The organism is Bacteroides sp., from assembly GCF_029057325.1.
In the GTDB taxonomy this organism is placed as follows: Bacteria; Bacteroidota; Bacteroidia; order Bacteroidales; family Bacteroidaceae; genus Bacteroides.
The window spans coordinates 19,710-28,444 of the sequence record NZ_JAICZW010000178.1 but is presented as its reverse complement, the minus strand read 5'-3'; the positions used below and the strand labels follow the sequence as shown (position 1 = coordinate 28,444).

General features: G+C 48.2%; 6 protein-coding genes and 1 pseudogene. 2 read left to right on the top strand and 5 right to left on the bottom strand.

Features of this window, described 5'->3' with window-relative positions:
* From K2G43_RS12115 to K2G43_RS12105, 3 genes and pseudogenes are all read right to left on the bottom strand, one after another.
* Nucleotides 1-185: pseudogene (locus K2G43_RS12115) on the bottom strand (BF3164 family lipoprotein); the annotation flags it as partial.
* A gap of 95 nt (nt 186-280) precedes the next feature.
* Entirely contained in the window at nt 281-631 is a 351-nt protein-coding gene (locus tag K2G43_RS12110) for an NVEALA domain-containing protein (protein WP_300155568.1), read from the bottom strand.
* 19 nt (nt 632-650) lie between these two features.
* Nucleotides 651-1,688, bottom strand: coding sequence for a DNA-binding response regulator (locus K2G43_RS12105; RefSeq protein ID WP_300155565.1), 1,038 nt, complete (start codon nt 1,686-1,688; stop codon nt 651-653).
* A 775-nt stretch (nt 1,689-2,463) separates the two neighbouring features.
* Here K2G43_RS12105 and ispE point away from each other — a divergent pair.
* Entirely contained in the window at nt 2,464-3,291 is an 828-nt protein-coding gene (gene ispE / locus K2G43_RS12100; protein ID WP_297645594.1) for a 4-(cytidine 5'-diphospho)-2-C-methyl-D-erythritol kinase, read from the top strand.
* A 96-nt stretch (nt 3,292-3,387) separates the two neighbouring features.
* On the opposite strand, the gene purT is transcribed toward ispE, so the two are convergent.
* Together purT and K2G43_RS12090 are read right to left on the bottom strand one after the other, a co-directional pair.
* Nucleotides 3,388-4,554 carry a formate-dependent phosphoribosylglycinamide formyltransferase gene (gene purT, locus K2G43_RS12095; protein ID WP_300155562.1) on the bottom strand — a complete coding sequence of 389 codons (1,167 nt, stop codon included), beginning with the start codon at nt 4,552-4,554 and terminating at the stop codon, nt 3,388-3,390.
* Between the two features lie 119 nt (nt 4,555-4,673).
* Nucleotides 4,674-6,191, bottom strand: a complete 1,518-nt coding sequence (locus tag K2G43_RS12090; protein WP_297645244.1) for a DUF4301 family protein — start codon at nt 6,189-6,191, stop codon at nt 4,674-4,676.
* Nucleotides 6,192-6,296: 105 nt separating this feature from the next.
* Between K2G43_RS12090 and K2G43_RS12085 the strand changes: the two genes are divergently transcribed.
* Nucleotides 6,297-8,516, top strand: coding sequence for a RelA/SpoT family protein (locus K2G43_RS12085; RefSeq protein WP_300155559.1), 2,220 nt, complete (start codon nt 6,297-6,299; stop codon nt 8,514-8,516).
* The last annotated feature ends 219 nt before the right edge of the window (nt 8,517-8,735 follow it).

The following is an 8,735-nucleotide window of genomic DNA, read 5'->3' as shown; positions in this document are numbered from 1 at the left end:
ACCTCGAGCACCTCGCCCAGCTGGGTCACCGCCGCCAGCACCCCGTTGCGGGGATGGTAGTCGATGAAGCTGCGCCATGCCTGCGCCAATGCCGGACGGGCATGCTGCAAAGCCTCTTCGTTGGCGGTGGGGATGGTCCCCGTGCGGCGGAGCAGCCTTCCCTTACGGTCTATCCAGCGGAATCGTTCTTCCTTGCAGCTCAATGGTCTGCGGGAAATCTCCATAGAAAACAGAAGTTTCCGGTCCCCGCATACAAGAGGAGCAAGAAAGAACAAACAGACTAATGAGGCAGACTATAAATATACACATGCTCTACTTCTTCTTTTGTCAAAGGACAAACAATTGAACCATGACCAATACAAATTCCACTAGTTCCCTCCTCACCGGCAGCCAATGCCTCTACGTTTTCCAATAGCAAATCATTCATTTTTTTCGAATGATTCATTTGCGTATAACCCCCAAATGAGAAGGTACAAACAGCCAACAAGCCAACTAATTTTAAATTGAATCTCTTTATAGTATTTTTATTTTTAGCATTTGCAGGCAAAGTAAGAGGAAAGATCGGAAAATAACAAATAAACAACCCATAAAAGCAAGATGATGAGCGTGATATTTTTCTCACGCTCATCATCTTGCTTTTAATCAACAGATTACAAATTTTCGGAAATTTTAATTTGATAGCCTTTTTTCTCCTTTATAAATTCAACCTTCACAGATTTATCCACCGCAAACAGGTGCTTTAAGGTACTAATCGCCGTTCGGCGACGTTGGTTTACCCCCAATTCATCCGAACCCCAATCGCAAACGGCATTAATTTCATCATTTTTCAAAAAGAAATCAGGACTCTTGCCAAAGCCCAGCAATAATTTAGCAGTTTGCGGTGTGCAAGGCATCGTTGTATCCTTATAAGTCAATGTATGATTGATGGAATCGAATACACATTCTCCGAATCGGCAAGCAATTGCCACCTCGTTCGGATTCTCTTCCTTTTCATGTTTCAGGAACCTGATTACATAAAATCCCCCTCCTGCCAACACAAGAAATAAGAAAAAGACGGAAAGCCCTTCTAATAGAGCATCCGTCCAATCCACACAACACCTAAAGCCAAATGCCGTGTAGGCTGTCAAACTCATCGTGTACATTCCATCCAAATAATAAGTACCCAACTCATGGCCCGAAGACACACTTGCGCTATCTCCCACAAACAAATCTTGTGAGCCATCATTTCCCAACGGACACACTTTCAAAGACAGGGCGCACCTGACTCCGCTATACCGGGCATCCATTTCACCTTCCCACTCCGCCAGAATCTGTTTCAACGGAAATTTTCCATAGTCGTTCAAAATACCGGCTTTACCACCCACAAGAGCTAATGAATATAATCCCCGCGCCTCTTTCAATGAATCCACCACAACTTCAAAATTGCCGGCCTTCGAGATAGCTTTTCGCTTAACACCTTTCTTGTTATTGTTAACAAAATGCACATAATCTATTCCCAACCCATCAAATTCCCGGTTCACCACCCGCTCTGCAACGCCACGCAGTGTTTGCAACGCCACCTCCTTCGCTACGGAACGCCCCTGACGGACATTGCTGTGCAATGCAATACCCCAGGAAAGCATTGTCACAACAACGGCGCCTATCCATGCTATAAAAATTTTTCTGCTATATTTTGCTACTTCCTCCATTTTTTATACTCCAAATGTTTTTCATTACAAAGTTAATCATTTCTTCCGAAATGCAAATCAAAAACTCACTAATAGGCACCAACCATACAAAATGCAAAAACCGGCAAACCTAAATGTAAAGCATTTTTATCACACTTTCGCAACAGACACATTCCGGCGAGAAAATTCTCTTTCTCTTTTTTCTGCCCGATTCTCTCCGGCGGCTTCCTATCTGCTCCCTATCCGACCCCTACCAGAGCCTATCCGGCTTCGGACGTTCTTCGGACAAACTCCACTCCCTAGGACCGAAGAATGTCCGAAGAACGTCCGAAGAAACACCGAAGAAACTACGGAGCAGGTAAGGGGCGGACAAGATGCGGACCGGAAGGACAGAGAGAAACGGATTTTTTGGGGAGGGGATATTTCGTGTAAATATTTATAATTACAGATTCCTTTCAGAAAAATTATAAGAGCCAAGGGGAGTTATCGGTTTATAAGCTGGTTCAGAAGCTAAGGCCAATACACCTGCTTCCTTACAACGATTGATTGTATCTGCCCCCTACCCGCTCCCTACCCGCTCCTTACCTGCTCCTTGTATGTTCCGTCTCTATAGACAGGGAGAAAAACAAGACGGGGATAAGGAGCAGGTAAGGAGCAAAGATGCTTGCGCTGCGCAAAAAATGCACATTGTTCCATAGACAATGGACAGAAATCACTAACTTTGTCCTCGAAGTTCAACGTATGGATGGAACTGATTTTATTTCTCAATTGTTAAATTTCAATCTCTAATCAAAAAATGCTTACTTTCCCAAACGCGAAAATAAACCTGGGGCTGAATATCACCGAGAAACGCCCGGACGGTTATCACAACCTGGAAACGGTTTTCTACCCCATCCCTTTGGAAGATGCACTGGAAATCAACATCCTGAACGCCGGTAACGAGAAATTCCGTCTGCATCAGGCAGGCAGGCAGATTGAAGGAGAGGCAGAAAAGAATCTGGTGGTAAAAGCCTACAAACTGCTGGACGCACAGTTCAACCTTCCTCCGATAGACATCCATCTGTTCAAGCAGATTCCTTCGGGTGCCGGGCTGGGAGGCGGTTCGGCCGATGCCGCTTTCATGCTGAAGCTGCTGAATGAGAAGTTCGGGCTCAGCCTGTCGGACGATGCGTTGGAGGAGTATGCGGCCCGGCTGGGCGCCGATTGCGCCTTCTTCATCAGAAACCGTCCGACCTATGCCGAGGGTATCGGAAACCTCTTCTCCCCCATCACGCTCTCGCTGAAAGGGTATCGAATTTGGCTGGTGAAGCCGGATATCTTTGTCTCTACCCGGGATGCCTTTGCCCAAATCAAACCGCATCGTCCGCAAGTGCCGTTAAAAAAAATCATACAACTTCCCATCGAGCAATGGAAAGAACAGATGGTAAATGATTTTGAAGAAAGTGTATTTCCGCAATTCCCCGCCATCGGAGAAATAAAGGAGGAGATGTACAGGCAGGGAGCTGTCTATGCTTCGATGAGCGGCTCCGGTTCATCGGTCTATGGATTGTTTAAGGCGGATGCCATATTGCCCGAAATGGATTTCGGGGAAAGGGCGTTCCAAAGTAAAAAGGTATTGGCGTGAATGGGGTTTCTCAAACAAAAAATGACACAGATTCTTTCTTCGGACCACGAACAAAAAACCTGTGTCATCGGCATTCTTTGCTGTTAAGAGATATACTTAGTACACCTCCACCTTCGCCGCAATCTCCTTCGTCTTGTCACGCAAGGCATCGAGGTCGCTGTCCAGAGGGGCATAGCAGAGCACCACACCCATGCGGCGGTTTACGCGGGTAGTCGGTTTGCCGAAGATGCGCAGGTAAGTATCTTCCTCTTTCGCCACCTCCTCCACGCCACGGTAGTTGGGGCGTTCCTGACTGGCTATGGGAGAAAGAATGACCGCACTGGCTCCCATACGCTCCTGTTTGATGCCGGGAATGGGCAAGCCCAATACCGCGCGGCAATGCAGCTCAAATTCATTCAGGTTCTGTGTACCTGCCAGAGTCACCATGCCCGTATCATGCGGACGCGGAGAGAGTTCGGAGAAATAGACACCGTTCTCGTGGCTGAGGAAGAACTCGACGCCCCAGATTCCCGCACCGGTCAGTGCACGGGTCACTTTGTCCGCCATCTCCTGCGCCTCTTTCAGGTGGGCGGGATCGATGGGGGCAGGCTGGAAGCTTTCGCGGTAGTCTCCCCCCTTCTGCACATGGCCGATAGGCGGACAGAACAGCGTAGGACCGTTCTTCTGCGTTACGGTGAGCAAGGTTATCTCGCTGTCGAACTTGATGAATTCTTCGATGATAAGCTCCTTGATGTCTCCACGGCTACCGCTGCATCCATATTCCCATGCATGTTCCAGTTCTTCGGCACTCTTCACAAGGGATTGGCCTTTACCGGAAGAGGACATCAGCGGCTTCACCACGCAGGGGAAACCAATCTTTCCGGCGGCCTCTTTCAGTTCGTCCAGAGATTTGGCATAAAAATATCTGGCAGTCTTCAATCCCAGTTCTTTGGCTGCCAGGTCGCGGATGGCCTTGCGGTTCATGGTGAAGTTCACAGCACGGGCGCTGGGCACCACCTGAATGCCTTCTTTCTCGAAATCGTAGAGGCGTTCCGTACGGATAGCTTCGATTTCAGGCACGATGATGTCCGGTTGATGCTTGCGCACCACACGCTCCAAAGCATCGCCGTCGAGCATGCTGAAAACTTCACATTCATCTGCCACTTGCATGGCGGGCGCCCCGGCATACGAGTCGCAGGCAATGATGTACTGTCCCTTGCGTTGGGCGGAAATCACAAACTCTTTACCCAATTCTCCTGATCCTAATAATAAAATCTTTTTCATTCAATTACCTATTACTTGACTAAATATATGTATATAAATCAGACGATTTATCATCTGCCATCCGGCTGCTTGTTCAAGTAGCAAATAGTAAATGATAAATCGTCTTATTGTAAATGCTATTATTGATGTTGCTCTCTCAACAAATCATTCACCGTCTTCACCGGATTGAATGTAGCCAAAGGCACTTCTACGAATACCGTATTCCAGTCGCTCATCGCTCCGTTCCACAAACCGGGAAGTTCGAGCGCTTTCAGCTCTTTTCCGTTCTTCGACTTATATGAGATGAAGCCTGTAGCCTTATCCACATACTTCACCAAATCGAACTTATCGCCCTTATAGTCGCGCACGGCGCAAACCAAATCCACCGGATTGAAGTGGGTGCCTTTCTCAAACATCTCTTTTTTCTCCGCATCGTTCATGTCTATCTGCGAGCTTTCCAGAATCTGCAAAGAGACTGTGCCATCGTTGTTGTATGCCAGGAACGGACCGCCTCCGGGCTCGCCTACGTTCTTCACCATGCCGCACACACGCATCGGGCGATTCAGTTTCTTCTTCAAGTAGATCACCAGTTCGGCATCTTCCAGATCCTTCGTTTCCGGATTCTTGCAGCAGAGCTCTTTTTGCAGGAATTGCAGGATTTCGAGCACCTGCTCATGCGTATATTTGCCGCTCTCCAGCAGTTGCAGGTAAGCGAATGCCTTCTGCTGAAGCGCTACCAGCACACCGGCAATCAGCTTCTTGTACAACACGGTATCGCCTTTCAGTTTGTCAGGCACCACATTGTCAATGTTCTTTATAAAAATGACATCCGCATCGAGATCGTTCAGGTTCTCAATCAATGCGCCATGACCACCCGGACGGAACAGCAGTTTTCCGTTGTCACGGAACAGCTTGTTCTCCATATCGGCGGCAACGGTATCTGTGCTCGGCTTTTGTTCGGAGAACGAGATGTCATAGTCCACCCCATACTTCTTGGCGTATGCGGCAGCCTTTTCATCGACCAACGCCTTGAACAAGGCACGATGCTCCGGGGAAACCGTGAAATGCACATTTACTTTGCCATTCTTATTCGCCGCATACAAAGCGCCTTCCACCAGATGCTCTTCCAACGGTGTACGACTGCCCTCCTCGTATTGATGGAATTTCAACAGTCCTTTAGGCAGTGCGCCGTAGTTCAGTCCGGCGGCTTCGAGCAGTGCGGCGACTACCGCCTTGTAGTTTCCGGCGGCCATCAAAGCAGGGATATCCTTTCCAGCACTCTTCCGGCAAGCGGCGTTCAGGTCTTCATAGAAAGCGAACTTTTCGATTTTCTCGAAAAAAGTCTTTTCAAAACTTGTTTGAGGAGCATCGTAATCCGCCCCCAAAAATTCAAACATATTCTTGAACATACGGCTTGCCGCCCCCGAAGCAGGCACAAACTTCACCACCACTTTGTCCGTTTGCATATATGCCTCCCAAGCATCCAAGTATTTTTTCTGTTCATCCGTATCTGGAACTAAAATACCCTTCTCTACCGAAGCGGCGGCAGCCAACTTCAAGTAAGGAAAACCCTTTTCAAAACATGCCAATTGTTCGGCGATTTTTTCTTCTGAGATGCCTTTCTTTTCAAGCAACTCTTTGTCTTGCAGTGTCATCATAATATCTATTTCTATTAATTCATGCCCAAAATTACAAAAAAAGCAGAACAGCCATCAAGAAAAGAAAGAAAAAACTTACCTTTGAAGCATAAAAATGGGCTAAATATGGAAACGGATGAATTTTTCACTACTAAAGAGAAGGATTTACTTTTCTCTCTCTATCGAAAATTGTTGCAACTGTCAGGTGAAACACTTCTGAAAGGAGATTGCAGGAAACTGAAGACACATCTTGTCAACACGATACAGAACAATCGTATCCGACGAGACATCTTCGGCCTGAACCCCATCATCAAAGATATGCAGACAGCTGTCATCGTTGCTGAAGAAATCGGTATGAAACGGGCTTCCATCCTCGGACTTATGCTACACGACTCCGTGCGTTGCGGCACCTGCACCGCTCAAGAAGTGGAAGAAACTTATGGAGAAGACGTGGCGGGCATCATCCGGGGATTGATACGTGTAAACGAACTCTATTCCAAAAGTCCCACCATCGAATCCGAGAACTTCCGCAACCTGCTCCTCTCGTTTGCCGAAGACATGCGTGTCATCCTCGTCATGATTGCCGATCGTGTAAACATCATGAGACAAATAAAGGATTGCGAAAACGACGAGGCACGCCGGCAGGTAGCCAACGAGGCCGCCTATCTCTACGCACCCCTTGCCCACAAATTGGGCTTGTATAAGTTGAAGTCGGAACTGGAGGACCTCTCACTGAAATACACCGAAAAGGAGGTTTATTACCATATCAAAGAGAAGCTGAACGAAACAAAGGCTTCACGCGACCGATACATCGCCGCCTTTATCGACCCTGTACAGAAAAAGCTGAAAGAGGCCGGATTGACGTTCCACATCAAAGGGCGCACCAAGTCCATCCACTCCATCTACCAGAAGATGAAGAAGCAGAAGTGTCCCTTTGAAGGGGTTTATGACTTATTCGCCATCCGTGTCATCTTAGAGTCACCGCTGGAAAAGGAGAAACTGGAATGTTGGCAGGCCTACTCCATCGTGACGGACATGTACCAACCCAACCCGAAACGATTGCGCGATTGGCTGTCCGTACCCAAAAGCAACGGGTATGAGTCATTGCACATCACCGTAATGGGACCGGACGGCAAATGGGTGGAAGTGCAGATTCGTACCGAACGCATGGACGAGATAGCCGAACGGGGACTTGCCGCCCATTGGCGCTACAAAGGCATCAAGGGCGAATCGGGACTTGACGAATGGCTGACTTCCGTGCGCGAGGCATTAGAAAGCTCAGACAGCAGCGGACTGGAGACCATGGACCAGTTTAAACTGGACTTGTATGAGGATGAGGTGTTTGTATTCACCCCCAAAGGGGACCTGTTCAAATTGGGGAAAGGGTCCACTGTGCTTGACTTCGCCTTCCACATCCACAGCAAATTGGGATGCAAATGCATCGGTGCCAAAGTGAACGGCAAGAACGCCCAGCTGAAACAAGTGTTGCAAAGCGGTGACCAAGTGGAAATCATGACATCGAACACGCAGACCCCCAAACAGGACTGGCTGAACATCGTGACCACCTCCAAAGCCCGTTCAAAGATACGCCAGGCATTGAAGGAGATGGCCGCCCGCCAGCATGCTTTTGCCAAGGAAACGCTGGAGCGCAAGTTCAAGAATCGGAAGATTGAATACGATGAAGGAACAATGATGCGGCTCATCAAGCGCCTTGGCTTCAAGGTGGTGACAGACTTCTACCAATCCATCGCCAATGAAACGCTTGACGTGAACAGCATCATCGACAAGTATCTGGAACTGCAAAAGAAAGAAAGCGACGCACGGGACGAAATCGTGTACCGCAGCGCCGAAAACTACAACCTGCAACAAAACCAGCCGGAAGAGAAAAGTGCCAAGGAGGATGTGCTTGTCATCGACCAAAACCTCAAAGGATTGGACTTCAAGCTGGCACGTTGCTGCAATCCCATCTATGGCGATGACGTATTCGGGTTTGTCAGCGTGACAGGAGGCATCAAGATACACCGCTGTGACTGCCCCAATGCAGGTGACTTGCGCGAGCGCTTCGGCTATCGCATTGTGAAAGCACGTTGGGCCGGGAAATCGCAAGGCACGCAATACCCCATCACTCTTCGTGTAGTGGGGCACGACGACATCGGCATCGTGACCAACATCACCTCCATCATCTCGAAAGAGGCGGGAATCCTGCTACGGAGCATCGGCATCGATTCACACGACGGCCTGTTCTCAGGAACACTGACCATCATGGTAAGTGACACCGGACATCTGGAAGCGCTTATCAAGAAACTGAAAACCGTAAAAGGAGTGAAACAGGTGGCAAGAAATTAAGGATATAAAAAAGGAGTTATCGGGAGTTAGAAGGAGTTATCAGCCGACAAGTCGGCTTAGGAGTTAAAAGCCAATAGTTTTATTAATAACTTAAGTTTCACATATCTCTGATATGCTGTCAGGATACAAGTCAACAAGACTATGAGGAGAAGCGACCGAACTTTCGGTCTGCATCTTGTTCGCGAAACAGACAGGAGGACCTTGTACACTTGTTTGCTC